The sequence below is a fragment of the Ferrovibrio sp. genome, assembly GCF_019636075.1.
In the GTDB taxonomy this organism is placed as follows: domain Bacteria; phylum Pseudomonadota; class Alphaproteobacteria; order Ferrovibrionales; family Ferrovibrionaceae; genus Ferrovibrio.
On the sequence record NZ_JAHBYG010000033.1, the window covers coordinates 24141 to 47885 of the forward strand.

Consider the following 23745-nt stretch of genomic DNA (forward strand, 5'->3'; position numbering starts at 1 on the left):
TCTGGGGTGGAACTTCCCGCCGCTTCCCGGGGCCATCGTCAGTTCTAGAAACACGAATGCCGCCGGTGGGCGGCGGCATTGGATCGTTTGTCACATACGTTCCGTCGCCGCTATGTATGCAGCGTAAAATACCAAGGACGGAAGGTGGCGTTCGCGATCATGGTGCAAGCCTAACCAAGACCGGGGCGCGGCGTCAACCCTTCCGGCAGCGCAACAAGCGCCGCGCCGATCCGGCCGCTTGCACCCGAAATGCGCGAATAGGGATGGCCTTGCCTTGGCATTCTCCTGCAAGAGAGGGCACCCGCAAAAAGCGGGAGCGGCCGGTCCGGCTGTTCCCGCATGAGCGGTAACCCCGCGCAATCAAGCGCATATCAGCCATTGGCCCATCCCTATCGCGGGCCTGCAGGAGAAGAAGAAGCGCAAATGCAGCAAGATGCCATCAACCGCCATATCGATGCCATCGCCAAAGCCCTGGAAGCCCAGGGTTATCGGCTGGGCATGTCTGCCGATCCCGAAGCCTATAAGGCCTATGTTGCCACGCTGCCGGGCTACAGCATCTCCATGCCGCTGGATCCCGCGCGGGTGGAGCTGGACGGCAATTTCATCTGGATCACCGTCACCGACCATGCCGGCGATTTTGTCGGCATCGAAACCGGCCGGGTTGTGCATGCGCCGCGCTGGCGCAATGGCCTGGCGCGGCTGATCGACAGCCAGGAATTCCTCGCCGAAAAACGGCTCAAGCCGTTTTCCGTGCCGCATCCCGTGCAGCTTTATGGGCGGCTGCTCTATCTCGGCGGCGCCTTGGTGAATCCGCGCCATCGCGGCCGGGGCATCATGTCGTTGCTGGTCAAGCTCACCCTGGCTCATCAATGCCGGTTGCATGATCTGGACGGCTGTTTTGCCTGGGTGCGCGCCCCGCATATCGGGCTGGCCTTGTCGCATCAGGGATATGGCTTTGCCGGTGCTGCAGAAGTGCCCGATACCTATTGGGGATCGGCCAGACCGGAGCTTTTTTATCTCGTATACTCGGAAAAGGCGGCAATAGAGCGACGGTGGCAAATGGAACCGAAATACATCATTAAAGAGGGTGCATATGCCTGATTAAACAACGAAAGGCTTTGACATCGGGAGATGGCGGGTGTTTAATCTTATTATGCAAGAGAATACTCCCATCTCCCAATATCTGCGTCTGGCCATGGATTCCCGTATGACGGAATCTGGCCTGACGATTGAGGAAATAGCCGAGTATATAGGGCGCGATCCAAGCTCTATCCGTGCATGGCGGCGCGGCGCGGCCAAGCCGAGTTTCGAGGCGGTGGACGCGATGGATCGCCTGTTTGCCCGCCATGGCCTGCCCGGCCTGATCGACGATATGCGCACCGCGCCCAATGGCCGCGATTGGCATTTCGAAGCCCAGACCTTGGACGAGGCGGCATTCCGGCAACTGGGCGGCATGGCCGGCCGGCTGGCCGAGCTGGCGCCGGGGCTGCGTGCCCAGCCCGCCGAACATCATCGCCTGCTGGCTGAAAACGGCCTGCTGCAGCATTGCCACATCTTCAGCCATACCGACGATTGCTGGCGCCTGCTGCAACTCGGCGATGCCATGGCCTCGCGGCCGCAGATCGATTCCCGTGTGCTGGGCCGCGATGTGCGCGAATTCGCCGATTCCGACTATGGCGAGATCATCCATCAGCGCAACAACAAGGCGCGGATGACCCAGCTTGCCATGGTGGAGCATATCGTGGGCCGGGATGTGGAATACCGCCGCCTGGTGGTGCCGATCGATAGCAGCTTCATCGTTGCCTGTTCTTTCGATATCCGCACCCAGCCGCAATATCGCCTGGCCTGCCGGAGCTGACGCAATGCCGAAGAAGACACCTGTGCCGACCTCGCAGATACCCGAAACCGGGCCTGCAGCGCTTGCGCCGGTAACCTATATCGCAGCGGATCGGGAAGATATTCCGGCCTGGATACTGCGCTTCGCTCCCTTTGTGGTAAGCGGCGGCGCGGCGACCGGCAGACTGGCCGATGAAAAGGCAGGAGAGCAGCGTGAAACGTAAACCCAGCCGCGGCCCGCGCGAGTTGCAAATGGATGCCGCCGTTGGCGCGCGTCTGCGTTCCGCAAGGCAATTGGCGGGCATGAGCCAGACCGATCTGGCCAGTCGCGTCGGCGTCACCTTTCAGCAGGTTCAGAAATACGAAAAAGGCATGAACCGCATCGGCGCCAGCCGGTTGCAGCAATTCGCTGAAATCTTGAATGTCTCGGTATCGTTTTTCTTCGAGGCGGAAGATGGCTTTGCCATGCCGCGCCATCCGGCTGCGGAACAGGATAATGGCGCCGACAGCAAAGCAACTGCGGCTTACGCTGATCGTGGTTTGATCGAAAGCGGCGCCACGGCACGTGAAACCACGGAATTGCTGCGTCAGTTCGGGTTGATCCGCGATCCGATGGTCCGTCGCGCTTTCGTTGATCTGCTGCGGCAGGTGAATATCCAGAATGGCGCGCAGCCATCCATGGGGTCCGCGTCTACGATTCCTGCCAGGGCAGAAAATCCGCTCTCGCCGGAACAGCCGCAGGCGCAATCCGCCGAATAAACGCCCAGCACTTCAGAGCACCCAGCGCTTAATATCGTCGGCCAGTTTGATATTGCGCCACATGCCCTTGATATCGGCCACCAGGCCGCCGGGTCGCGTAAGCGACGCCAAGGCCTGCGCATCCAGCTTGCGATAGGCGGCATGCGGCACGGCGCCCAACACCGCGTCGAAGCCGCGTAATTCCTGCAGTTTCGGCGCCAGCATGATGCCGTATTCGTGCTGGGCTTCTTCCGGATCGGCCAGCGGGTCATGCACCGCTACACGATGGCCAAGTTCTTCCAATGCGCGCACCACATCGGCCACTTTGGAATTGCGCAGGTCGGGCACGTCTTCCTTGAAGGTGAGGCCCAGCACCAATACGCGTCCGGGCCCGTCCATGCGCTCATGCATGCGCTCGGCCACGAAGCGGCTCATGCCGTCGTTGATGGCGCGGCCAGACAGGATGATGCGCGGATCATGGCCCAGTTCCAGCGCGCGATGCGCCAGGTAATAGGGATCCACGCCGATGCAATGGCCGCCCACCAAGCCGGGCTGGAAGGGCAGGAAATTCCATTTCGTGCCGGCGGCGGCCAGCACATCCTGGGTGGAGATGCCGAGCCGCCCGAAGATCATGGCGATCTCATTCATGAAGGCGATGTTGATGTCGCGCTGGGCGTTTTCGATCACCTTGGCGGCTTCGGCGGTCTTGATATCCGGCGCCAGGTGAATGCCGCCGCTGGTGACGCTGCCATACACTTCGGCCAGCATGGCGGCCACCGGCGGCGTCTGGCCGGCTACGATCTTGGCGATCTTATCTACCGTATGCACCTTGTCGCCGGGATTGATGCGTTCGGGAGAATATCCGAGGAAAAAATCCTGGCCGCAGGCAAGGCCGGAAAGCTCGGCCAGGATCGGACCGCAGATATCTTCGGTCACGCCGGGATACACGGTGCTTTCATACACCACCACGCAGCCCTGCGCGGTTTTTCGCAATGCCTTGCCTACGCTGCGCGAGGCCGAGCGCACCGGGCTCAGATCGGGCTTGTTGTCGGCATCCACCGGGGTTGGCACGGTAACGATATAGAGATCCTGGCCCACGATATCGGCTGGGTCGGCGGAGAGTTTCAGGCTGGAAGCCAGCAGGGCATCGGCCGCGATTTCGCGGGTACGGTCCTGGCCCTGGCGCAATTCCGCGATGCGGCCGGTATCGATATCGAAGCCCAGCACCGGAAAACGCTTGGCAAGGGCCACGGCCAGCGGCAGGCCCACATAGCCAAGGCCTACAACCACAATGCTGCGGGGAAGGGGGTGCTGGGCGGTTTCAGAGCCGGTCACGCGCGGAAATCCTGTGCGAAAGAGCCGCTTGGGGGTAGCCCGCCCGGGCCGCCCTGTCAATGATCCGCCCTTGCAGCGGCGCCCTGGCCCGCCGGTTGCGCTTCCCTGCTTGACCTAGATTAAGCAAGGGGTTAGAGCCGGTTATGGCCCGCCGGTTGCTCATCATCGTGCATGAAGCGCTGTTCTTCACCAGCCATCGCCTGCCGATCGGCTTGGCGATGCGGGCGCGTGGCTGGGATGTGCATGTGGCCGCACCCGCCGATCCGGCGGTAGAAGCCCGGCTGGCGGCTTTGGGCATCAAGATGCATCCGATCCCGCTGGCACGCGGCGGCATGAATCCGCTGGCTGAACTGAAGCTGCTGGCGGCACTGTACCGATTGATCCGCCGCATCGATCCGGTGTTGGTGCATCATGTGTCGCTGAAGCCCGTTCTGTGGGGCGGGTTGGCCAGCCGGCTGGCGCGCGTGCCGGCCGCCGTGCATGCGATCACCGGTCTGGGCTTTCTGTTCACCAACGGCGAAGGCCGCGCGGATTGGAAAACCGGTTTGCTGCGCATGATGGTGCAGCAGCTTTACCGTTTCAGTTTGCGCCATCGCAACAGCCTGGCGATTTTCCAGAACCCCGACGACCTTGGCCTGTTCCAACGCCTCGGCATGGTGCGGCCCGATCACTGGCGCATGATCAAGGGCTGCGGCGTAGACATGCAGGCATTTCCCGCCAGCCCGGAACCCACCGAAGATCCGCCGGTGGCGATGTTTCCTGCCCGGCTGCTGGGTGATAAGGGCGTGAATGAATTTGTCGGTGCTGCGGAGATTCTGCGCCGGCAGGGCGTGCAGGCGCGCTTCGTGCTGGTCGGCCGCCGCGATCCCGACAATCCCACCGATATCGGCGAGCCCGCCCTGCAGAACTGGATCAAAAGCGGCCTGGTGGAATATTGGGGCTATAGCACCGATATGGCCGCCAGCCTGGCCAAGGCCAACCTCATAGTGATGCCGAGCTACCGCGAAGGGCTGCCGCGTGGATTGATCGAGGCAGCCGCCATCCAGCGCGCCATCGTAACCGCCGATGTGCCGGGTTGCCGCGAAGTGGTGCGCCATGAACAGACCGGGCTGCTGGTGCGCGTGCGCGATACCGCGGCCACTGCGGCGGCTATGGGCCGGTTGTTGCAGGACAAGGCCGAACGCGCCCGCATGGCGGCCAATGGCCGTGCCATGGCGGTGGCGGAATTTTCGGTGGAGTTTTTCGTGGCGGAAAGCCTGAAAGTGTATGGCGACGTGCTGAAGCCGATCGGTGTTGAACTATGATGGCGTGGCTGCAGGCGGCGGGCTTTGCTTTCGGTGCCGGATTGATCACTTGGCTGGTGCTGCCGGTGCTGATCGAATGGCTGCGCCAACGCGCCATGCTGGATCTGCCCAACGAACGCTCCAGCCATGTCATTCCCACCCCGCGCGGCGGCGGCATCGCGGTGATTGCCGCTATCCTGGTTACAGGCCTGCCCTGGATCACTGTGCAACAGGCCGACCTGCCTGGGTTGATGCTCGCGGCTGCCGCCGCACTCGCGTTGCTCTCCTGGTTCGATGATCGCCTGCGCGGCCTGCCGGTTTCTCTGCGGCTGGGCGGGCAGGCCCTGGCGGTGATCCTGGTGCTGGGGCTGTTGCCGGCCGAGGCGCGCGTGCTGCCCGCGCCCTTGCAGGCCTGGCTGCCGCTTTGGCTGGAACGCCTGCTGTGTTTCCTGGCCTGGCTGTGGTTCACCAATCTGTTCAATTTCATGGATGGCATCGATGGTATCTCCGGCGTGGAGATGGCCGGCATCGGTCTTGGCCTAGCCGCCTGTTATGCGCTTGCGGGCTATGGCATCGCACCGGCCGGGCTGGCGCTGATCATAGCCGCCGCCGGCTTGGCGTTCCTGCGCAGCAACTGGAGCCCGGCCAAGGTTTTCATGGGCGATGTGGGCTCGGTGCCGGTGGGTTTTCTGCTGGGCGGTCTGCTGCTGCAGGCGGCCTTGAGCGGGCTTTGGGCGGCAGCCCTGATCCTGCCGCTGTATTATTGGTGCGATGCCACCATCACGTTGCTGAAGCGGCTGCTGCGGCGCGAGAAGGTGTGGCACGCGCATCGCCAGCATTTCTATCAGCAGGGTAGCCGCAAGCTGGGCGGCCATGCACCGGTGGCCGCGAAAATCGCCGCGCTCAACGCGCTGCTGATTCTGCTGGCGCTGCTGGCCCAGCTTGGCCCCCGGCCCTGGGCGGAATTCGCCGCCCTGGCCTTAGGCCTGCTGCTGACCTTGCTGCTCTGCCGGCATTTCAGCGAATAGCAATCTATCCGCGCGCGATCAGTTCGGCTTGCTGCACCAGGGCTTCGGCCTGGCGGATCGAGGCGATGTCGATCAGCTTGCCATCCAGCGCCACCGCGCCCATGCCTTCGGCCTGGGCCTTGGCCATCGCTTCCAGGATGCGGCGGGCCTTGGCTACTTCGGCTTCCGGCGGGGTGTAAACATCATTGGCCAGCGGAATCTGGCTGGGATGGATGGCCCATTTGCCTTCGCAGCCCAGGATGGCGGCGCGATTGGCCTGCGCTCTGTAGCCTTCGTTATCCGAGAAATCGCCGAACGGGCCATCGATCGGCCGCAGGCCGTTGGCGCGGGCAGCCACCACCATGCGGCTGATGGCGTAATGCCACATATCGCCCCAGAAATAATCGCGCGGCTTGTCGCCGTCCTTGTCGGTCAGCACGCCGTAAAGCGCGTTCGGCCCGCCGATCGAGGTGGTGCGGGCACGGGTGGAGGCGGCGTAATCCGCCACGCCGAAATGCAGACTTTCCAGGCGCGGCGAGGCGGCGGCTATCTCGTTGATATTCTGCATGCCCAGCGCGGTCTCGATGATCACCTCGATGCCGATGCGGCGCTTGAAGCCCTTGGCCGTTTCGATCTGGGTCAGCAGCATGTCCACGGCATAGATATCCGCCGCCGTGCCCACCTTCGGGATCATGATCAGATGCAGTTTGTCGCCGGCTTGCTCCACCACATCCACCACGTCGCGGTACATGTAATGGGTGTCGAGGCCATTGATGCGCACACTGAGCGTTTTGTTGCCCCAATCCACGTCATGCAGGGCCTGCACGATATTCTTGCGGGCCTGCGGCTTGTCGTCGGGCGCTACGGCATCTTCCAGGTCCAGGAAGATCACGTCGGCCGCCGATTTTGCCGCTTTCTCGAACAGCTTCACGCTGGAGCCCGGCACCGCCAGTTCGCAGCGGTTCAGACGGGGCGTGGTCGGGATCACGGTCTTGAAGCTCATGGCGGCACCTTAATGGTTTTGCTTATGCTGCAACTGCTAACGAAGCGCCGGGTTAATGGCAAGGCCTATGTTTTTCGGGCCAACGGATGATGCTGGCGCACCAGGGCCTGTTTGCGGGCTTCCAGCACATGGGTGTAGATCTGCGTGGTGCCGATATCGGCATGGCCCAGCATTTGCTGCACCGCGCGCAGATCGGCGCCATGGGCCAGCAGATGGCTGGCAAAGGCATGGCGCAGCACATGGGGCGAAACCCGGGCCGGGTCCAGCCCGGCTTCGATGGCTAGCTGCTTCAGCAATTGCCCGAAACGTTGCCGCGTCAGATGCCCGCTTTCGCCGCGCGAGGGAAACAGCCAGGGCGAAACCTGTTTGGGCGCCAGAAAATTCCGCCGCCAATTCTGCATGTAGTCCATCAGCGCGGCGCGGGCCACATCGCCCAGCGGCACCAGGCGTTCCTTGTTGCCCTTGCCGCGGATCAGCAGGAAGCGCGGATCGTCGCCGAAGGGCGGATGGCGCAGGCCGACCAACTCACTGACACGCATGCCGGTGGCGTAAAGCGTTTCGATCAACGCCACCAGGCGGGCGGTTTCGGACGGGTCTTCGCGGCTCAGATGGGCGGCGGCCAGCAGGGCTTCCACTTCGCCCTCGCTCAGGTTTTTCGGCAGCGGCCGGCCGCGTTTGGGCGCATCCAGCAAGGCGCCGGGATCGTCCTGGCGAATGCCTTCGCTGGCCAGGAAGCGGAAGAATTGCCGCAATGCCGAGAGCCGTCGCGCCGCAGTGGCGGGTTTCAGCCCGGCATCGTCCAGGCTGCGTTGCCAGGCGCGCAGGGTTTCGATGCCGCAGCTTTCCGGGGTTTCGCCCCGCGCGCGCAGAAAGCCCAACAGGTCCAGCAGATCGGTGCGGTAGGCATCCAGCGAATTGCGCGCCAGGCCGCGTTCGGCGCCCAGCATTTCCAGGAAGCTTTCGCCATGCCGGCCCAGGATGCCGGTAGCCTCAGGCATGGTTCAGAGCGGACGCGACAGCGCCGCCTCCAGCGCCAGGTTGCGCACTTCGGCCTGCATCTGCAGACGACGCAGCGCGCCTAGCATGGTGGCGATATCGGCGGCATCGCCCTTGGCCAGACCATCGCTGCCCAGCAGGGCAAGGCCCAGCGCCACGCTCTCGGCTTTGGCATTGGCTTCCAGGGCCCGCAACAGATTGCGCCAGTAGATGGCATTGCCCGATTGATCGCCGGCCATGCCGGGGTTGAGCAATTCCTGCCAGGCTGCCGGCGGCACGGCCACGCCGCTGGCTTCGGCCAGCACCAGGGCCAGGGCATGGCGGCGCCCGCGTTCGGCTGCCGGCAGATCGGCCAGGCTGCCGCTCCAGGCTCGCCAGGCATCGGCGGGCCATTCGCCAGCCGGCGGATCGGCCAGCAGCATCAGCGGCCAGACCCGCAGGGCCAGTTTGGCGCCATCGGCGCCGCCCTGGCTCAACAAGGTGTTGCGCCACAGCCGCGCGGTGCCGGTTTCGCCAGCGGCCAGGGCCAGGCGGATCACCGCGATGGCGCCTTCGCTTACCTCCGCGCCCGGCGGCAGGTCGCGCAGGCTGTCGCGCAGCGCCTGGGCGGTGACGATGAACAGACCGCGCTCGCGCGCCAGATCATGCACCTTCTGCAAAGCCTCGGTACGGGCCGAGCCAAGGGTGAGGGCGCGGGCCTGCTGAAACAGCAGGGCGGCGGTGCGGGCGGATTTGCCTTTGGCCAGCTCGGCCCGTTCCGCCTCGGGGATTTCAGCGCGCATATAGCCCTGTGCCAGGCGGGCCGGCGACACGGCGCCATACCGCGCGGCGGCTTCCAACGCGGCAAGGCGGGTTTCCAGATCGGATTCGCTATTCTCGGCGGCAGCGGCCAGCACGGCCGGCGAGGCATCTTTCAGCAAGGCGGCGGTGAGCGGCCGCTTGGCGGCGCGCAGCATGGCCAGCCCCAAAGCCGGATCGTCGCCCAGGCTTTCGATCTTGGCATGGGTATCGCCGCGCAGGGCTGCGGCCAGGGCCTGGAAGCCGGTATTGCCGGAATCCTGTTCGCGCAGAAGACTCAGTGCCAGATCGCCGCCGGCAATGTCGTTGGCGCGGTAACGGCACACAACGGCCAGACGCAGCCAGGCGCTGGAACCGGGATCTTCGCGCAGGCCTTTGGCGCCCAGTTCGCAGGCGGCGTTCAGGTCGTTGCGCAGCAGCATCTGTTCCAGCGGCAAACGATCGAAAACCGCGTCTTTCAGTGCGGCGGGTTTGGGCGTACCCAGTTGGGCGGCATCGGCAATCAGGCCCAGGCGCAGCAATTGCTCCACCCGCAGCGCCAGCAGGCTGATCGAGCCATTGGCGGGGCCCTCGGGAATTTCGGCGATGCTGAGCAGCAGGCGGCGCTGCAGATCGCGCAGACCGGGCGAAAGCACCGGGGCAGGCATGATGCGCAGGGCGCGTTCGGCCTGGGCACGGCTGGTATTCGCCCACATGCGGGCACCCAGGCCGCCATTATCGGCGGTCAGCAAGCCGGCGCTGGAAGGATCGGGCGCTTTCAGCGTTTCGATCTGCACGGCGCCGTCTTGCTTGCCCGCAGCATCTTGCCGCTCGGGATTCTGCGGTTCGGCTGCGGGGGCTGCCGAGCCGGCATTGCCCGCTTGGGTATTCGCTGGCTGGGTATTCGTTGGCAGGGTGTTGGCTTGCGGGGGGATATTGCCCGGCTGCTGGGATGGTTCGCTGGCGCCGGGGGTAAGGCGGATCGGCTGCGCCAAGCCAGCATCGGCGATCAGGGGCAACCCCAGGGCCAATACAAAAGTCAGCCGTTTATATCCCCAGCGCGCCATGAACTATTTCCCCAGCCGGTCGTTTGGAATCGTCTTTTCCACCTTTGCGGAGGGCGCCGGGATATTCCAGGTCACCAGGAATACACCACCGGCCACCACCAAAAGCAGCAGTAAACCGATAAAAATAGTCAGAAGGCGGGTCATGGGATACGGCAACTCCGGAAGCGGCTTGCGGACATGCGGTGAAAAAGCTGTGGCTGTGTTGGCTTAAATTCGGGCGCCCGCCACGCCGAAGGGCGCCCCGCGTTGGATTTACGGCACGATTTCAGTATTCTAGCCCTACACCCCCCATGAGGCAATCGTGAGGCAATCGGCGGGCGGCTTCGTGGCCGTATCCAGATGCAGCGCCGCCATAGAGGAAGCTAGTGAACGCCCCGGCAGAAACGATTGAGGCCTTGCAGGCCCAGGACGTGGAGTCCGATGCTCCGCAGAAAAGCCATGCTCCCCTGAAGAGTTTGGTGCTGGTGGGGCTGATGGGGGCGGGCAAAAGCTCGGTAGGCAAGCGCCTGGCCAGCCGGCTGGGTCTGCCGTTTTTCGATGCCGATGCGGAAATCGAACGCGCCGCCGGCGCCAGTATCCCGGATATTTTTGCCGAACATGGCGAGGCTGCCTTCCGCGATGGCGAGCGCCGGGTGATTGCCCGGCTGCTGGATCAGTCGCCCATCGTGTTGGCCACCGGCGGCGGCGCCTTCATGAATGATGACACCCGTGCCCGCATCCGCGCATGCGGTTTTTCGATCTGGCTGAAGGCCGAACTGGATGTGCTGGTGCGGCGCACCGCCCGGCGCAGCAACCGGCCGCTGCTGCATGCCGGCGATCCGCGCAGCATTCTGGAAACATTGATGGCCCAGCGCTATCCGATCTATGCCGAAGCCGATCTGACGGTGATAACCGGCGATGGCCCGCATGAGGATGTGGTGGAGCGCATCATCGCCGCCCTGCCGCCGGCCTATCTCACTTTACGCGCCGCCCGGGACCATGCCGATGACTGACCGTATCGTATCCGTCAATCTCGGCCAGCGCGGCTATGATATCTATGTCGGCAGCGGCCTCACCGCACGCGCCGGGGCGCTGATCGCGCCGTTGCTGGCGCGGCCGCAGGTGGTGATCGTCACCGACGAGAATGTCGCGCCGCGCCGTCTGGCGCCGCTGCAGGCTGCGCTGGATACTGCCGGCATCGGCCATGATGCGATCATTCTGCCGCCGGGCGAGGGGCAGAAAAGCTTCGCCGGGCTGGAGCGGCTTTGCGATGCGCTGCTGGCCCGCAAGGTGGAACGCCGCGACAAGGTGATCGCGCTGGGCGGCGGCGTGATCGGCGACCTGGTGGGCTTTGCCTGTTCGATCCTGCGGCGCGGCACGGATTTCATCCAGATACCCACCACGCTGCTGGCCCAGGTGGATTCCTCGGTGGGCGGCAAGACCGCGATCAACGTGAAATACGGCAAGAACCTGCTGGGTGCGTTTCATCAGCCGCGCCTGGTGCTGGCCGATGTGGATGCATTGGACAGCCTGCCGCCGCGCGAATTGCGTGCAGGCTATGCCGAGGTGGTGAAATACGGCTTGTTGGGCGATGCCGATTTCTTCGCCTGGCTTGAGCAGCATGGCGAAGCTCTGCTGGCCGGCGATACGGCTTTGCGTATCGAGGCCGTGGCGCGCTGCTGTGCCCATAAAGCCCGCATCGTGATGGCCGACGAACGCGAAGAGGGCGAACGCGCCCTGCTCAATCTGGGCCATACATTCGGCCATGCGCTGGAAGCCGAAACCGGCTATTCCGCCCGCCTGCTGCATGGCGAGGGCGTTGCCATCGGCATGGCCCTGGCTTTCAAGCTTTCGGCCAAATTGGGCCTGTGCGATGCCGCCTTGCCCGCCCGTGTTATCGCGCATTTGCGCCGCTGCGCCATGCCGGCCGGTATCGGCGATGTGGATGGTGCGGCCGGTTTCGATGCCGAAACCCTGCTGGCCCACATGGGGCAAGACAAGAAGGTGCGCGCCGGCCAGCTGGTTTTCATCCTGGCCGAAGCCATCGGCCGCGCGGTGATCCGCGACGATGTGAGCAAGGATGCCGTGCTGGCGCTGCTGAACGAGGAATTGGCGGCCATTGCCGGCCCAGGCCCAGTTCCTGGCCATAACACCCTTCGGAAAGCGCGATGACCGAATTCGGCCTATGGCTGTCGCTGGGCGGCATTATCCTGCTGCTGCTGCTGTCTGCGCTGTTTTCGATGAGCGAAACCGGCATGACCGCTTCTTCGGAGGCGCGGATCGGGTTCCTGGCCAATCAGGGCAACAAAAGCGCCAAACGGGTGCAGAAATTGCTCGCCCAGCGCGACAAGCTGATTTCTTCGATCCTGCTCGGCAATAACGCGGTCAACATCCTGGCATCGTCGCTGGCTACCAGCGCGCTGATCGGCCTGTTCGGCGATGTGGGCGTTGCCTATGCCACGGTGGCGATGACGATACTGGTGCTGATTTTCGGCGAGGTGATGCCCAAGACCTATGCCATCAACCGGCCCGAGCGGGTGGCGGTTTTGCTCGCGCCGTTCATCTATCGCTTCGTGCGCCTGCTGGCGCCGTTGGTCAACGTGGTGCAAATGATATGCGTGCTGGCGTTGCGCGCATTCGGTGTGCGTATCTCGCGCGATACCTCGATGACCGCCAGCGAGGAAATCCGCTCCACCCTGCAATTGCATGCCGAGAGCGGGGCGATGGTGAAGCATGAGCGCGATATGCTCGGCTCCATCCTCGATCTCGATGAAGTGCCGGTTGGCGATGTGATGGTGCATCGCCGCAGCATGGAAATGCTGGATGCGGATCTGCCGCCCGATGAATTCGTGCGTCAGGTATTGGCCTCCAGCCATACCCGCATCCCGGTCTGGCGCGGCGAGCCGGAAAACGTGGTGGGCGTGCTGCATGCCAAGGATCTGCTGCGTGCGCTTTCTGCCTGCGAATTCAAACCCGAAAAACTCGATCTCGGCCAACTGCTGCAAACGCCATGGTTCGTGCCCGATACCACCACTTTGCGCGAACAGCTCAATGCCTTCCGTCATCGCCGGGCGCATTTCGCCCTGGTGGTGGATGAATACGGCGCCATCATGGGCCTGGTGACGCTGGAAGACATCCTGGAGGAGATCGTCGGCGATATCCGCGACGAACATGATCCAGCCCAACGCGGCCTGCGGCTACAACCCGATGGTTCGCTGCTGGTGGATGGCGCCACCACGATCCGCGACCTCAACCGGCAATTCGACTGGCACCTGCCCGACGACGATGCCACCACCATCGCCGGTCTGGTGCTGCACGAGGCGCAGGTGGTACCCGAACCCGGCCAGGTTTTCGTATTCCACGATTTCCGCTTCGAAGTGTTGCGCCGCCAGGGCAACCGCATCACCCATTTGCGCATGACGCCGCCGGCGCCGCGCAACGACAAGGCCGATCCGGCCGATTGAGACACGAATGCTGCTTGATATTTTTAATGTGATTGCGCCGATCTTCGTGTTGGCCGGCATCGGTTTCATCTGGTCGAAACGCGGCAAGCCGTTTCCGGTGGAGGCGGTCAGCCTGCTGGTGACGCAGATCGGCACGCCTTGCCTGGTGCTGTCTGCCTTGCTGAAGGCGGATGTGGATAGCGGCATGCTGGCGCAATTGGCGCTGCTTTCTTCGCTGGCCCTGCTCAGCTTTGCTGCGGTCGGCTGGCTGGCGTTGCGGATGCTCAAGCTGCCGGTGCGGGATTTTCTGCCGGCGCTCACCTTTCCCAATAATGGCAATGCCGGCTTGTCGCTGTGTATGTTCGCCTATGGCGCGCCGGGCCTGGCGATGGGGCTGGTTTTCTTCACCATCTGCTCGGTGGCGAATTTTTCCTTCGGCCAGGCGATTGCCGCCGGGCGTCTGAGCGGCCGCGAATTGCTGCGGATTCCGGTGGTCTATGCCGTGGTGCTGGCCGCGCTGGGCAAGTATTTCGCCTTCGTGCCGCCGGCCTGGGTGATGCGCAGCCTGGATACCGCCGGCGGCATCGCGATTCCGTTGATGCTGCTGATGCTGGGCGTGTCGCTCGCCAGCCTGAAAGTGTCGGACCTTGCCGTGGCCGCCAAGCTGACCGTGCTGCGCCTGGGCCTTGGCGTGGCGGTGGGCCTCGGCCTGGTCTGGTTGTTCGACCTGGAAGGCGTGGCGCGCGGCACCATGCTGATCCAATGCGCTATGCCGGTGGCGGTGATCAACTTCGTGTTCGCCGCGCGCCATGGCCGCGATGCGCCCGCCGTGGCCGGCCTGGTGGTGGTGTCCACCCTGCTCAGCTTCGCCACCCTGCCGCTGCTGATGTATCTGGTGCTGGGCGAATAGGGATTAATTCGGTTCTTCGATCCCTGAGGCGGCCATGTAATAGGCCAGGATGGCGGAGCGCAGGCGGCTGGTCAGGGTGCGCTCATGGCGATGCGGGTCGGCCAGCACGCGGGCCGCGAAATCATGGCGATCCAGGCCCTCGCGGCGGCAGATCAGGGCCAGGGCCTGCCATTCCAGGGGCGCCAGCCGCACGCTGGTGCGGCCATGGCTGAGCCGGATATTGCGGGTGATCATGCTGGTGCGTGAGGGAACAGCCTTCGATACACTCGGCCGAGGAGTATCTCCCGGGGAAGTGGGTTCGATGACGGACTGTCGCAACGTTAACATACACAACATTTAATATATGCCGCGTATTCAATCAATCTATTAGTTGATTAATGAGAACTAAAAAATACGCGCAGGGGAATATTCCCAGTCACCTTATCCGAACCGGATGGATATCGCGGTTTTTAGCGCTTTGCGGCTTCTTCGGGGGTCAATGTGGTGAGCGCCAGGGCATGCACCGGATGACGCAATTCCTCGGCCAGGATGCCATAGACCAGGCGTTGCCGGGCCACCCGGTTCAGGCCGCCGAATTTCGCCGAAACCACCGCCACGGCGAAGTGGGTTTCGCCCGCCGGCAGGCCCTTGGCGCCGGCATGGCCGGCATGGTGGGAGGATTGATCCTCGATTTCCAGCAATTCAGGCACTAACGCCTGGGTCAGCTTGGCGCGGATCGTATCGGCGATGGACATGCAGCCTCGTTTCTCAAGCCTTCTGGTCAAGCCTTTTGGGCAGGCATTGCTTGACCTTGCCAGAACACGGCGCTGCGGACCATACTCGCGCCCCATGAGCAGATCCCGGATGGCCCGCAATATGCGATTCGTCGATCCCACGGCCCGGGTTTCCGACCAGGCCGAGGGCGCGGAACAGCATGCCCATGCGCGCGCCTGCGAATTTCCCGGCTGCCAGGGCGAAGGCCTGTATCCGGCGCCGAAAAGCCGCGAACCGCGCGATGGCAAGCGCTGGTTCTGCCTCGCCCATGTGCGGCAATACAATGCCGGCTGGGATTTCTTCAAGGGCATGAGCCGCGACGATGTCGAGCGCTATCAGCGCGCCGATCCGCTGGGCCATCGCCCCACCTGGCCGCTCGGCAGCAAGCCGGCTTCCGAGGATACCCAGGTCTGGGTGCGCGACGATCTCGGCATCTTGGCCGATGTGGGCGTGGTGCTGGGCCAGCCGCGGCGGCGCGACCGCGCCGAGGCGGTGTTCCACCCGCAGGAACGCGAGGCGCTGCTGGAGTTGGGTTTCGACCTTGCGGAATTGCGTCCGCCGCTGGCCTGGGCCACGATAAAGGCGCAATACAAGCAGATGGTGAAGAAATACCACCCCGACGCCAATGGCGGCGACCGCGACGCAGAGGAAAGGCTGAAAAGCATCAACCAAGCCTATGCCTACCTGGAAAGCCGGGGTTATACTTAAGGCCAGCTTTCCGGTATTCACCGACCCAGACAAATCGACCCAGACAAATAGCGACATTCGCAAGAGATCAAAAATGACGGCCGTTCAGACCAAGCCTGCTGCCACCCCTTTCGCCGCCGCAGGCATGCCCGACCAACCCGACACCACGGTTTCGGTGCGCGAGGTGTTCAACATCGATAGCGACATGAAGGTGCCGGCGTTTTCGCGCGGCTCCGAGCATGTGCCGGATCTGGACAGCAGCTATCGTTTCGACCGCGACACCACGTTGGCCATCCTGGCGGGTTTTGCCTATAACCGCCGCGTGATGGTGCAGGGCTATCACGGCACCGGCAAATCCACCCATATCGAGCAGGTGGCGGCGCGGCTGAACTGGCCCTGCGTGCGCATCAACCTCGACAGCCATATCAGCCGCATCGATCTGGTGGGCAAGGATGCCATCGTGCTGCGCGAGGGCAAGCAGGTCACCGAATTCCGCGAGGGCATTCTGCCTTGGGCGCTGCAATCGCCGGTCGCCCTGGTGTTCGACGAATACGATGCCGGTCGCCCGGATGTGATGTTCGTGATCCAGCGCATCCTGGAAGTGGATGGCAAGCTTACCCTGCTGGATCAGAACCGCGTGATCCGCCCGCATAAGGCCTTCCGGCTGTTTTCCACCGCCAACACCATCGGCCTGGGCGACACCACCGGGCTTTATCACGGTACCCAGCAGATCAATCAGGGCCAGATGGACCGCTGGTCGATCGTCACCACGCTGAATTATCTGCCGGCCGCCGACGAAGCCGCCATCGTGCTGGCCAAGTCGCCTGCCTACAAGACCGATGCCGACCGCAAGGTGATCGAACGCATGGTGGCGGTGGCCGAGCTCACGCGCTCGGGCTTCATCAATGGCGATATCTCCACGGTGATGAGCCCGCGCACGGTGATCACCTGGGCCGAGAATGCGCGCATCTTCGGCAGCGTCGGCTTCGCCTTCCGCGTCACCTTCCTCAACAAGTGCGACGAACTGGAACGCGCCAGCGTAGCCGAATATTACCAGCGCTGCTTCGGCGAGGAGCTGCCCGAGACCGCCGCCAAGACCGACCTCAAATAAGGGTCTCGTTGCCGCGATGGCCAACAAGCCGGAAAGTCCGACCGAACCGTTCAAGCGCGCGCTGACCAATGTCACGCGCGCCATGTCGGGCGAGCGCGAATTGCAGGTCAGCTTCGGGCCGGAAAGCCCCGGGCTGCGCGGCAAGCGTGCGCGCCTGCCGGTGCCGGGCCGCGATCTGCCGGCCGCCGAAGTAGCGCAAATGCGCGGTCTGGCCGATTCCATGGCACTGCGGCTGCGTCATCACGACGAATCCCTGCATAGCCGCCTGCTGCCCCATGGCGGCACGGCGCGCGCGGTGTTCGATGCCGTCGAGCAGGCCCGCGTGGAAGCCATCGGCAGCAATCGCATGCCGGGCGTGGCGCAAAATCTCACCGCCGCTTTGGAAGAACGCTGCAAAAGCCGCGGCTTCGCCAAGGTGAAGGATCGTTCCGAGGCGCCCCTGGCCGAAGCGGTCGGCCTGATCGCACGCGAGCGCCTCACCGGCCAGCCCGTGCCCGATACCGCGCGCACCATGGTGGATATGTGGCGCGAAGTGATCGAGCAGAAGGGCGGCGCCGATCTCGACAAACTGTGCAACGCCGTGGCCGATCAGCGCGCCTTTGCCAAGCTGGCGCGCAAGCTGATCAAGGATCTCGATCTCGCCGAGGATGAAGACGGCGACCTCGACGACGAGTCCGAGAGCGAGGATCAGGAAAACCAAGGCCAGCAGCCGCAGAGCCAGTCGGAAGGCGAAAGCGGCGAGGAAGGCGAGGCGTCGTCCGGCGAACAGAGCGCGGAAGCATCGGATGCCGCCGGCGGCGATGCCGCCGAGATGGAAGCCGAAGCCGGCATGGAGCAACAAGTTGCCGGTTCGGGCGAAGAGGCCGGCAAGGGCCGCCGCCCGCCCACCAATGAAATGGGCGCTGATCGCAAGGAAGCCGCCTACAAGGCCTTCACCAAGCAGTTCGATGAAGTGGTGGATGCCGACGACCTTTGCGATGCCGAGGAACTCGCGCGCCTGCGCAATCATCTGGATCAGCAGCTCAATCATCTGCAAAGCGTGGTGGGCCGCCTGGCCAACCGGCTGCAGCGCCGCCTGCTGGCCAAACAGACCCGCACCTGGGATTTCGATCTCGAGGAAGGCATTCTCGATGCGGCGCGGCTGGCGCGTATCGTGGCCAATCCGATGCTGCCGCTCAGCTACAAGGAAGAGAAGGAAACCGATTTCCGCGACACGGTCGTGTCGCTGCTGATCGATAATTCCGGCTCGATGCGCGGCCGCCCGATCACCGTTGCCGCCATGTGCGCCGATATCCTGGCCCGCACGCTGGAGCGCTGCTCGGTGAAGGTGGAGATTCTGGGCTTCACCACCCGGGCCTGGAAGGGCGGCCAAAGCCGCGAGAAATGGCTGACCGACAACAAGCCCGCACAGCCCGGCCGTCTCAACGATCTGCGCCATATCGTCTACAAGGGCGCCGACGCGCCCTGGCGCCGCGCACGCCGCAATCTCGGCCTGATGTTGCGCGAGGGCCTGCTGAAAGAGAATATCGATGGCGAGGCGCTGATGTGGGCGCATGACCGGCTGATCGGCCGGCCAGAACAGCGCCGCATCCTGATGGTGATTTCCGATGGCGCGCCGGTGGACGACAGCACGCTGTCGGTCAATCCCGGCAATTATCTCGACAAGCATCTGCGCGAAACCATCGACTGGATCGAACGCCGCTCGCCGGTGGAAATCACCGCCATCGGCATCGGCCATGACGTGACCCGCTATTACAAGCGCGCCGTCACCATCGTGGATGCCGAGCAGTTGGGCGGCGTGATGATGGAACGCCTGGCAGAGCTGTTCGAGGATGATCCCGGCGCCAAGGGCGTACCCGGCAGACCGGTGCGCCGCCGGGCGGCATAGGAGCCGGGCGGCATAGACGCCGTGCTGAAGAGACGCCGTGCTGAATGGATGGCTGGCTGAAGCAGGCGGAACGATTTAGCCGCTTGACGCCCGACCGTATTGGAGTCAAAACAGCGTTGCATTCGTGGTGATTTGAGCCGACCGGCTTGCGGACCACGTTAAACAATCCGCTAAAAGGTCGGGTGGCTTATCGAAGCCCCGGGCCTTTTGGCGCGGGGCTTTTTGCATTTTGACCCGGCATCGGCCGGGCGGGAGCGTGAGTGATGAGCGAAGATCGCAGCAAGACCTGGCGTTTGGCCACCAAGCTGGTGCGCGGCGGCACCATGCGCAGCCAGTTCGGCGAAACCTCGGAAGCCATCTTCATGACCTCGGGTTTCCGCTATGACAATGCAGAAGCCGCCGAGGCGCGATTCAAGAACGAGCAGCCTGGCTTTGTGTATAGCCGCTTCAGCAATCCCACTGTCGAGATGTTCGAACAACGGATGGCGTTGCTGGAAGGCGCGGAAGCCGCGCGCGGCGTGGCATCCGGCATGGCGGCGGTGAATGCCGCGCTGATGTGTCAGCTCAAGGCCGGCGACGAAGTCGTGTCGGCGCGCGCGGTGTTCGGATCCTGCCGCTATATCGTGGAGGAATTGCTGCCGCGCTTCGGCATCAAGACGCAGTTGGTTGACGGCACCGATCTGTCGGCCTGGAAGGCGGCGATCAACGAACGTACCCGCGCGGTGTTTCTGGAATCCCCGGCCAATCCCACGCTGGAGGTGATCGATATCGCGGCGGTGGCCGAACTGGCGCACACGGTGGGTGCGCGCGTGGTGGTGGATAACGTGTTCGCCACCCCGGTGCTGCAGAAGCCCTTCGAACTGGGCGCCGATATCGTGGTCTATTCCGCCACCAAACATATAGATGGCCAGGGCCGTAGCCTGGGCGGTGTGATTCTGGCCTCCAAAGCCTTCATCGACCAGGAATTGACCCCCTATCTCCGTCACACCGGCCCGGCGCTCAGCCCGTTTAACGCCTGGCTGATGCTCAAGGGGCTTGAAACCCTGGATTTGCGGGTTGCGCGCCATGTGGAGAATGCCACCAAGGTAGCAGAGGGGCTGAAAGACCATCCGGGCATTGCCAAGCTTATGTATCCTGGGTTGAAAACGCACCCGCAATACGACCTTATCCAGCGGCAGATGCGTGGCCCTGGCAACATGATTGCGTTGGAGGTGAAGGGCGGCAAGACTGCTGCCTTCAAGTTGTTGAATGGTCTGAAATTAGTGGATATCAGCAACAATCTGGGAGACTCAAAAAGCCTGATCACACACCCGGCCACCACCACGCATCAGCGCCTGCCGGCGGAAGAGCGTGCTACTTTGGGTATTTCAGATGCCATGCTGCGCATGAGCGTCGGCCTGGAAGATCCACAGGATGTGATCGACGATTTCCGCCAGGCCCTGAACGGTATCTAAGCACCTGCGGGTTGAAAACGATCTTAAGGCTAATGTTGCCTGCCGGCCACAGGGCAGAAATATAAGCAGGAACTAGGTTTTTTGCCTTTTCCAAGGGCAGCGGGTTTCTGCTATTGTGACGCGGACTTTTAGAGTCTGTGTCCGGACTTCGAGGCCATGCGTAATGGCGCTGCATGACCGGCCAGATTCGGTGAATCGCTTTAAAGTGCGAAGGAGAGGATTATGAAGATGCGTGTTGCCCTGTTCGCTGGCGCGGCGTTGCTTGCGCTGGCCACTCAGCCGGTCGCGGCGCAAACCAATGGCTGGTACGCTGGCTTGGCCGGCGGTGCCAATTGGGCTGCCGATGGCGATGTGAGCGGCGTTCCCGGTATCAGCAGCTACGAAACCGATATGGGCTGGGCCGGTCTCGGCAAGGTCGGTTACGGCTTCGGCGATGTCCGCATCGAGGGCGAGCTGTCCTACCGCCAGAACGATCTGAGCGGCGCCAATACCTCGGGCGAGCAGAAGACCTGGGCCACCATGGCCAACCTGCTGTACGATTTTAACGGCTTCGGTCGTTTCGTGCCCTATGTCGGTTTCGGTGTCGGCTTGGCGAACTATGCCATCGACGGCCGCATCGGCACGTCCAACTTCGATGATAGCGCCTGGGTTCCCGCCGTGCAGGGCATCGTGGGTGCCAACTTCGTGCTCACCGACAATTTCCTGATCGGCGCCGACTATCGCTACCTCACTGGCGGCGATGCCAAGTTGAATGGCAGCCTGGCCAACAGCACCGCCAAGGCCGACAATTCCCAGCACACCGTAATGGTGGGTCTGACCTACCGCTTCGGCGCCCCGGCGCCCAAGCCGGCGCCTGTGGCTGCTGTGGCTCCCCCGCCGCCGCCCCCGCCGCCGCCCCCGCCGGCTCCGGTCGTTGCTCCCCCGCCGCCGCCCCCGCCGCCGCCGGCTCGTCTGCCGGAGACCTATGTCGTGTTCTTCGCCTTCGACAAGTCGGACATCAGCCCGGTGGCCTCGCAGGTGCTTGATCGCGCCATCGCCGATTACCGCGCCACGGGTTCCACCCGCATCGTGGTTGAAGGCCATACCGACCGTTCCGGTAAGGATGTCTATAACCAGCGTCTGTCCGAGCGCCGCTCCAAGTCGGTGGCTGACTACCTGGTTGCCAAGGGCATTGCCGGCAACGTGATCCAGACCGCTGGTTTCGGCGAAAGCCGTCCGCGCGTTCCGACCGCCGATGGCGAGCGCAACGACGAAAACCGTCGCGCCGAGATCTTCCTGCGCAAGTAATCCGCGCAAGATCATCGCTTAAGCAAAGCGGCCGTTCCGGGCAACCGGAGCGGCCGTTGGCTTTTTACGAGCTTTTTTAATTTTGCGATTTCACTCTGTGGTGCGTTTGATTGCGGCATATGGTTAATGCGCGGCACTGAATGCAACCGCGTTGATGCGAGCCGGTTTATAAATTGGGCTTCATCCGACTGAGTTGCCCGGGGTGGACATTCCCGGTCATGCTCCTAATATTCTCTGCATGTATTCCAAGACCACGCATGGCATCGCCATCACGGTGCAGCCGATCTATCTGGAGGAGCAATCCTCGCCGGACGAAAACTATTTCGTCTGGGCCTATAACGTGCGCATCGAAAACCGCGGCGAGATGACCCTGCGGCTGGAAAGCCGCTATTGGCGCATCACCGATGCGCGCGGCCGGGTGCAGGAAGTGCGCGGGCCTGGCGTGGTGGGCGAGCATCCCGTGCTCGAGCCCGGCGACAGCTTCGAATATACCAGCGGCACGCCGCTACCCACGCCGTCCGGTTTCATGGTCGGCAGTTATCAGATGGTAGATAAGGGCGGGTCCACCTTCGATGTGGCGATCCCGGCCTTTTCGCTCGACAGCCCGCACGAAGCGCGCCGGCTGAATTGAATATGGGATTGATCCAGAGCGGCCAGGGCCACGTATGTGTTGCATGTTTCCTGGCAGCGGAGAAATACGGTGAATGACATGTCTCCCACGGCGATCGGTAAGGTCGAGAAGTTCAACAAGGCTGGCGATGTGGTGAATGTGCAGCGTCCCAGCCGCGAAGAGGCCGAGGCCGCGATCAAGCTGCTGATCCGCTGGGCCGGCGACGATCCGGAGCGCGAAGGCCTGCTGGGCACGCCTGAGCGTGTGGCGCGTGCCTATGAGGAATTCTTCGCCGGCTACGACGAAGATCCCGTGCACATTCTCGAGCGTACCTTCGAAGAAACCGATGGTTACGACGAGATGGTGGTGCTGCGCGATATCCGGCTGGAAAGCCATTGCGAGCATCATATGGTGCCGATCATCGGCAAGGCCCATGTGGCCTATCTGCCGGGCAAGCGCGTGGTGGGCATCTCCAAACTGGCCCGCGTGGTGGAGATTTATGCCAAGCGCCTGCAGATTCAGGAGAAGTTGACCGCCCAGGTGGCCAATACGATCCAGACCGTGCTGCAGCCGCGCGGCGTGGCCGTGGTGATCGAGGCGGCGCATCAATGCATGACCACGCGCGGCATCCACAAGCCCGGCGTCACCATGGTCACCAGCCGCATGCTCGGCATGTTCCGCGAGGATCCGCGCACCCGGCAGGAATTCATGACCATGATCGGCGGCGGCGCCAATACCCGCCAGGTTGAAGGCTGAGCGGCGAGGGCTGCGTTTGTCGGCACGGCCCCGCATCGTCATCGTTTATTGCACGCAATGCCAATGGCTGTTGCGGGCCGGATGGATGGCGCAGGAACTGCTATCCACCTTCGGCGAGGATCTCGCCGAGGTGGCCTTGCAGCCCGGCACAGGCGGGGTGTTTCGCATCGAATATGATGGCGATTTGATCTGGGAACGCAAACGCGACGGCGGCTTCCCCGATGTGAAGACCTTGAAGCAACTGGTACGTGATCGCATGGATCCTGCCCGCGATCTCGGTCATATCGACCGCTGATAGCTGGGCAAGCCTGACCCGGTAGATTCTGCCGCAGGGCCTGGATTGCCGCCCCGATCAGGCGGTGTTTTTGCCGCATTTGCAGTATTTCCGCCGCTGGCATGCGGATTGCTGCTGTCTCCATGTCCGACCGTGATTTCGCGGCCGGTCTGTGTGGAGAAGCGCTATGTCTTTGCTCGCCGTAGGGGCCGCCGCCGCCGGGATTTCAAGCCTGGCCAAAGCGGTTGCCAATTTCACCAAGCCAGATCCTGAAGACGACATCAAAAAAGCACCCACCGAGGCCGAGCAGAAAGCCGGCACTGAGGCAACCCAAGAAGCCTTCCTGGATTATGCCCGCATGTCGGTGGCCGAGCGGTTGCGTGAGCAATTGCTCAAGAGCAAGGGCCTCACCGAAGAGGATTTGGCCGCCATGGACCCCGACAAGCGTGCCGCGCTGGAAAAGGAAATCGGCGAGGATATCCGTACCAGGTTGCTCAAGGAGACCGGCAAGCAAACCGGCGGCATCGCCAATTTGCTGGTTTGATCGCGCC

26 protein-coding genes and 1 riboswitch are annotated in these 23745 nt (G+C 63.3%); of the genes, 19 read left to right on the forward strand and 7 right to left on the reverse strand.

Features of this window, described 5'->3' with window-relative positions; all coding sequences use genetic code 11:
• Nucleotides 1-423: 423 nt before the first annotated feature.
• From KF827_RS13795 to KF827_RS13810, 4 genes are all read left to right on the forward strand, one after another.
• Nucleotides 424-1101, forward strand: a complete 678-nt coding sequence (locus KF827_RS13795; protein ID WP_291006592.1) for a hypothetical protein — start codon at nt 424-426, stop codon at nt 1099-1101.
• A gap of 106 nt (nt 1102-1207) precedes the next feature.
• On the forward strand, nt 1208-1858 hold the full coding sequence (locus tag KF827_RS13800) for a helix-turn-helix transcriptional regulator (RefSeq protein ID WP_291006595.1): 651 nt from the start codon (nt 1208-1210) through the stop codon (nt 1856-1858).
• 4 nt (nt 1859-1862) lie between these two features.
• Nucleotides 1863-2060, forward strand: a complete 198-nt coding sequence (locus KF827_RS13805) for a hypothetical protein (RefSeq protein WP_291006598.1) — start codon at nt 1863-1865, stop codon at nt 2058-2060.
• Nucleotides 2050-2595 carry a helix-turn-helix transcriptional regulator gene (locus tag KF827_RS13810; RefSeq protein ID WP_291006601.1) on the forward strand — a complete coding sequence of 182 codons (546 nt, stop codon included), beginning with the start codon at nt 2050-2052 and terminating at the stop codon, nt 2593-2595. Before KF827_RS13805 ends, KF827_RS13810 begins: the two co-directional genes overlap by 11 nt.
• Nucleotides 2596-2607: 12 nt before the next feature.
• Here the strand turns inward: KF827_RS13810 and KF827_RS13815 are convergent, their stop codons facing one another.
• Nucleotides 2608-3909 carry a nucleotide sugar dehydrogenase gene (locus KF827_RS13815; protein ID WP_291006603.1) on the reverse strand — a complete coding sequence of 434 codons (1302 nt, stop codon included), beginning with the start codon at nt 3907-3909 and terminating at the stop codon, nt 2608-2610.
• 143 nt (nt 3910-4052) lie between these two features.
• Here KF827_RS13815 and KF827_RS13820 point away from each other — a divergent pair, with 143 nt between their 5' ends.
• Both KF827_RS13820 and KF827_RS13825 read left to right on the forward strand, forming a co-directional pair.
• The gene (locus KF827_RS13820; RefSeq protein WP_291006605.1) at nt 4053-5213 is read left to right on the forward strand and encodes a glycosyltransferase family 4 protein; all 1161 of its coding nucleotides are present in this window, start codon (nt 4053-4055) and stop codon (nt 5211-5213) included.
• The gene (locus KF827_RS13825; RefSeq protein WP_291006607.1) at nt 5210-6220 is read left to right on the forward strand and encodes a glycosyltransferase family 4 protein; all 1011 of its coding nucleotides are present in this window, start codon (nt 5210-5212) and stop codon (nt 6218-6220) included. Before KF827_RS13820 ends, KF827_RS13825 begins: the two co-directional genes overlap by 4 nt.
• A gap of 4 nt (nt 6221-6224) precedes the next feature.
• On the opposite strand, the gene KF827_RS13830 is transcribed toward KF827_RS13825, so the two are convergent.
• The 4 genes from KF827_RS13830 to KF827_RS13845 form a co-directional block, all read right to left on the reverse strand.
• Nucleotides 6225-7202, reverse strand: coding sequence for a CoA ester lyase (locus tag KF827_RS13830; protein ID WP_291006609.1), 978 nt, complete (start codon nt 7200-7202; stop codon nt 6225-6227).
• Nucleotides 7203-7267: 65 nt separating this feature from the next.
• On the reverse strand, nt 7268-8200 hold the full coding sequence (locus tag KF827_RS13835) for a site-specific tyrosine recombinase XerD (protein WP_291006611.1): 933 nt from the start codon (nt 8198-8200) through the stop codon (nt 7268-7270).
• A gap of 3 nt (nt 8201-8203) precedes the next feature.
• Entirely contained in the window at nt 8204-10042 is a 1839-nt protein-coding gene (locus tag KF827_RS13840; RefSeq protein WP_291006614.1) for a hypothetical protein, read from the reverse strand.
• Nucleotides 10043-10045: 3 nt separating this feature from the next.
• The gene (locus KF827_RS13845; protein WP_291006616.1) at nt 10046-10186 is read right to left on the reverse strand and encodes a hypothetical protein; all 141 of its coding nucleotides are present in this window, start codon (nt 10184-10186) and stop codon (nt 10046-10048) included.
• Nucleotides 10187-10407: 221 nt separating this feature from the next.
• Between KF827_RS13845 and KF827_RS13850 the strand changes: the two genes are divergently transcribed.
• Genes KF827_RS13850 through KF827_RS13865 form a run of 4 tightly spaced genes read left to right on the forward strand, consistent with a single transcriptional unit; the run spans nt 10408 to nt 14374 of the window.
• Complete coding sequence (locus tag KF827_RS13850; RefSeq protein WP_291006618.1) at nt 10408-11034, forward strand: shikimate kinase; 627 nt, start codon at nt 10408-10410, stop codon at nt 11032-11034.
• Complete coding sequence (gene aroB / locus KF827_RS13855) at nt 11027-12193, forward strand: 3-dehydroquinate synthase (protein WP_291006620.1); 1167 nt, start codon at nt 11027-11029, stop codon at nt 12191-12193. Before KF827_RS13850 ends, aroB begins: the two co-directional genes overlap by 8 nt.
• Nucleotides 12190-13485 carry an HlyC/CorC family transporter gene (locus KF827_RS13860; RefSeq protein WP_291006622.1) on the forward strand — a complete coding sequence of 432 codons (1296 nt, stop codon included), beginning with the start codon at nt 12190-12192 and terminating at the stop codon, nt 13483-13485. The genes aroB and KF827_RS13860 overlap by 4 nt, the downstream gene beginning before the upstream one ends.
• Before the next feature lie 7 nt (nt 13486-13492).
• A complete protein-coding gene (locus KF827_RS13865) occupies nt 13493-14374 on the forward strand; it encodes an AEC family transporter (RefSeq protein WP_291006624.1) in 882 nt (293 codons plus the stop codon).
• Between the two features lie 3 nt (nt 14375-14377).
• Here the strand turns inward: KF827_RS13865 and KF827_RS13870 are convergent, their stop codons facing one another.
• Both KF827_RS13870 and KF827_RS13875 read right to left on the reverse strand, forming a co-directional pair.
• Entirely contained in the window at nt 14378-14608 is a 231-nt protein-coding gene (locus KF827_RS13870) for a ribbon-helix-helix domain-containing protein (RefSeq protein WP_291006627.1), read from the reverse strand.
• A 215-nt stretch (nt 14609-14823) separates the two neighbouring features.
• Nucleotides 14824-15108 (reverse strand): BolA family protein, encoded by a 285-nt coding sequence (locus KF827_RS13875; RefSeq protein ID WP_291006630.1) that lies wholly within the window; start codon nt 15106-15108, stop codon nt 14824-14826.
• Nucleotides 15109-15217: 109 nt separating this feature from the next.
• Between KF827_RS13875 and KF827_RS13880 the strand changes: the two genes are divergently transcribed.
• The 9 genes from KF827_RS13880 (at nt 15218) to KF827_RS13920 (ending at nt 23738) form a co-directional block, all read left to right on the forward strand.
• Nucleotides 15218-15835, forward strand: a complete 618-nt coding sequence (locus KF827_RS13880) for a DnaJ domain-containing protein (protein WP_291006632.1) — start codon at nt 15218-15220, stop codon at nt 15833-15835.
• Nucleotides 15836-15959: 124 nt separating this feature from the next.
• A complete protein-coding gene (gene cobS / locus KF827_RS13885; RefSeq protein ID WP_291006653.1) occupies nt 15960-16925 on the forward strand; it encodes a cobaltochelatase subunit CobS in 966 nt (321 codons plus the stop codon).
• 16 nt (nt 16926-16941) lie between these two features.
• Nucleotides 16942-18813, forward strand: a complete 1872-nt coding sequence (gene cobT, locus KF827_RS13890) for a cobaltochelatase subunit CobT (protein ID WP_291006634.1) — start codon at nt 16942-16944, stop codon at nt 18811-18813.
• Nucleotides 18814-18927: 114 nt separating this feature from the next.
• A riboswitch (SAM riboswitch) is annotated at nt 18928-19007 on the forward strand.
• 69 nt (nt 19008-19076) lie between these two features.
• Nucleotides 19077-20267, forward strand: coding sequence for an O-succinylhomoserine sulfhydrylase (metZ, locus tag KF827_RS13895; protein ID WP_291006636.1), 1191 nt, complete (start codon nt 19077-19079; stop codon nt 20265-20267).
• A 222-nt stretch (nt 20268-20489) separates the two neighbouring features.
• Complete coding sequence (locus KF827_RS13900) at nt 20490-21554, forward strand: OmpA family protein (RefSeq protein ID WP_291006639.1); 1065 nt, start codon at nt 20490-20492, stop codon at nt 21552-21554.
• 238 nt (nt 21555-21792) lie between these two features.
• Nucleotides 21793-22185 carry a Co2+/Mg2+ efflux protein ApaG gene (apaG, locus tag KF827_RS13905; RefSeq protein ID WP_291006643.1) on the forward strand — a complete coding sequence of 131 codons (393 nt, stop codon included), beginning with the start codon at nt 21793-21795 and terminating at the stop codon, nt 22183-22185.
• A gap of 78 nt (nt 22186-22263) precedes the next feature.
• A complete protein-coding gene (gene folE, locus KF827_RS13910) occupies nt 22264-22920 on the forward strand; it encodes a GTP cyclohydrolase I FolE (protein WP_291006656.1) in 657 nt (218 codons plus the stop codon).
• A 16-nt stretch (nt 22921-22936) separates the two neighbouring features.
• The gene (locus KF827_RS13915) at nt 22937-23215 is read left to right on the forward strand and encodes a SelT/SelW/SelH family protein (RefSeq protein WP_291006646.1); all 279 of its coding nucleotides are present in this window, start codon (nt 22937-22939) and stop codon (nt 23213-23215) included.
• A 166-nt stretch (nt 23216-23381) separates the two neighbouring features.
• Entirely contained in the window at nt 23382-23738 is a 357-nt protein-coding gene (locus KF827_RS13920) for a hypothetical protein (RefSeq protein WP_291006650.1), read from the forward strand.
• The last annotated feature ends 7 nt before the right edge of the window (nt 23739-23745 follow it).

What these genes read in the sequence shown, in the direction of transcription:
- KF827_RS13795 (WP_291006592.1), top strand. Translation starts at nt 424, where the DNA reads ATGCAGCAAGATGCCATCAACCGCCATATCGATGCCATCGCCAAAGCC.
- KF827_RS13800 (WP_291006595.1), top strand. Translation starts at nt 1,208, where the DNA reads ATGACGGAATCTGGCCTGACGATTGAGGAAATAGCCGAGTATATAGGG.
- KF827_RS13805 (WP_291006598.1), top strand. Translation starts at nt 1,863, where the DNA reads ATGCCGAAGAAGACACCTGTGCCGACCTCGCAGATACCCGAAACCGGG.
- KF827_RS13820 (WP_291006605.1), top strand. Translation starts at nt 4,053, where the DNA reads ATGGCCCGCCGGTTGCTCATCATCGTGCATGAAGCGCTGTTCTTCACC.
- KF827_RS13825 (WP_291006607.1), top strand. Translation starts at nt 5,210, where the DNA reads ATGATGGCGTGGCTGCAGGCGGCGGGCTTTGCTTTCGGTGCCGGATTG.
- KF827_RS13830 (WP_291006609.1), bottom strand. Translation starts at nt 7,202, where the DNA reads ATGAGCTTCAAGACCGTGATCCCGACCACGCCCCGTCTGAACCGCTGC.
- KF827_RS13835 (WP_291006611.1), bottom strand. Translation starts at nt 8,200, where the DNA reads ATGCCTGAGGCTACCGGCATCCTGGGCCGGCATGGCGAAAGCTTCCTG.
- KF827_RS13840 (WP_291006614.1), bottom strand. Translation starts at nt 10,042, where the DNA reads ATGGCGCGCTGGGGATATAAACGGCTGACTTTTGTATTGGCCCTGGGG.
- KF827_RS13845 (WP_291006616.1), bottom strand. Translation starts at nt 10,186, where the DNA reads ATGACCCGCCTTCTGACTATTTTTATCGGTTTACTGCTGCTTTTGGTG.
- aroB (WP_291006620.1), top strand. Translation starts at nt 11,027, where the DNA reads ATGACTGACCGTATCGTATCCGTCAATCTCGGCCAGCGCGGCTATGAT.
- KF827_RS13860 (WP_291006622.1), top strand. Translation starts at nt 12,190, where the DNA reads ATGACCGAATTCGGCCTATGGCTGTCGCTGGGCGGCATTATCCTGCTG.
- KF827_RS13865 (WP_291006624.1), top strand. Translation starts at nt 13,493, where the DNA reads ATGCTGCTTGATATTTTTAATGTGATTGCGCCGATCTTCGTGTTGGCC.
- KF827_RS13870 (WP_291006627.1), bottom strand. Translation starts at nt 14,608, where the DNA reads ATGATCACCCGCAATATCCGGCTCAGCCATGGCCGCACCAGCGTGCGG.
- KF827_RS13875 (WP_291006630.1), bottom strand. Translation starts at nt 15,108, where the DNA reads ATGTCCATCGCCGATACGATCCGCGCCAAGCTGACCCAGGCGTTAGTG.
- KF827_RS13880 (WP_291006632.1), top strand. Translation starts at nt 15,218, where the DNA reads ATGGCCCGCAATATGCGATTCGTCGATCCCACGGCCCGGGTTTCCGAC.
- cobS (WP_291006653.1), top strand. Translation starts at nt 15,960, where the DNA reads ATGCCCGACCAACCCGACACCACGGTTTCGGTGCGCGAGGTGTTCAAC.
- cobT (WP_291006634.1), top strand. Translation starts at nt 16,942, where the DNA reads ATGGCCAACAAGCCGGAAAGTCCGACCGAACCGTTCAAGCGCGCGCTG.
- metZ (WP_291006636.1), top strand. Translation starts at nt 19,077, where the DNA reads ATGAGCGAAGATCGCAGCAAGACCTGGCGTTTGGCCACCAAGCTGGTG.
- KF827_RS13900 (WP_291006639.1), top strand. Translation starts at nt 20,490, where the DNA reads ATGAAGATGCGTGTTGCCCTGTTCGCTGGCGCGGCGTTGCTTGCGCTG.
- apaG (WP_291006643.1), top strand. Translation starts at nt 21,793, where the DNA reads ATGTATTCCAAGACCACGCATGGCATCGCCATCACGGTGCAGCCGATC.
- folE (WP_291006656.1), top strand. Translation starts at nt 22,264, where the DNA reads ATGTCTCCCACGGCGATCGGTAAGGTCGAGAAGTTCAACAAGGCTGGC.
- KF827_RS13920 (WP_291006650.1), top strand. Translation starts at nt 23,382, where the DNA reads ATGTCTTTGCTCGCCGTAGGGGCCGCCGCCGCCGGGATTTCAAGCCTG.